Below are 990 nucleotides of genomic sequence, written 5' to 3'. Positions count from 1 at the left end.
TCGCCATGATGACCACCAGCGAAGCGCGCGGAATGCCGGCGATGCCCTTGGACGTCACCATCAGCAGCAGCAGCATGAAGACCTGCTGCGAGACGCTGAGGTGCACGCCGTGCGCCTGCATGATGAACATGGTGGCGAAGGTGCAGTAGAGCATCGAGCCGTCGAGGTTGAACGAATAGCCCAGCGGCAGGACGAAGCTGACGATGCGGCGACGCACGCCGACGGTGGGCAGGGCGTCCAGGATGCGCGGATAGGCGGCTTCCGAGCTGGCGGTCGAGAAGGCCAGCAGGGCCGGGGTGCGGATCACCTTGAACAGGGGCAGGACGCGACGGCCCAGGACGGCGGCGCCGGCCAGGAACAGCAGGCCCCACAGGATGCCCATCGAGCCGTAGAAGCCCAGCACGAACTTGGCGTAGACGGCCAGCATCTCCAGGCCTTGCGTGGCGATGGTCGAGGCCAGGGCGGCGAAGATGGCCAGGGGGGCCAGCTTCATCACGAACTCGGTCACCTTCAGCATGATGCTGGCGGCCTGTTCGACCAGGTTCAGCACCGCAGGCGCCTTGTCGTCCAGCGCCGCGACCGCCGTGCCGACGAACAGGGAGAAGACGACGATCTGCAGGATCTCGTTCTTGGCCATGGCGTCGAAGATCGAGGTCGGCACCAGGTGGGTGACGAAGCCATGCAGCGAGAAGGCGTCGGTCGAGGCGGCCGGCGCCGTCGCCAGCGCCGCCTGCGGCAGGTGCATCCCGGCGCCCGGCTGCAGGATCTGCACCATGATCAGGCCCAGCAGCAGGGACACCACCGAGGCGCCGATGAACCAGGTCATGGTCTTGACGCCGATGCGGCCAACCGAGGCGGCGTCCTCCATGTGGGCGATGCCCGCCACCAGGGTGGTGAAGACCAGGGGCGCGATGATCATCTTGATCAGACGCAGGAAGACGTCGGTGATCAGCGACAGATTCTTGGCCGCCGCCGCCGCCTGATCGGCGC

At 67.0% G+C, this 990-nt stretch carries 1 protein-coding gene; it reads right to left on the bottom strand.

Features of this window, described 5'->3' with window-relative positions; genetic code table 11:
- Positions 1-990: dicarboxylate/amino acid:cation symporter (locus B3K53_RS14425; protein WP_292085678.1), on the bottom strand; the 990-nt coding region annotated here is incomplete at both ends.

The organism is Brevundimonas sp. UBA7506 (assembly GCF_002479495.1).
Lineage (GTDB): Bacteria > Pseudomonadota > Alphaproteobacteria > Caulobacterales > Caulobacteraceae > Brevundimonas.
Note: the sequence above shows the minus strand (reverse complement) of the source record. Positions and strands in the feature narration are given on the sequence as shown.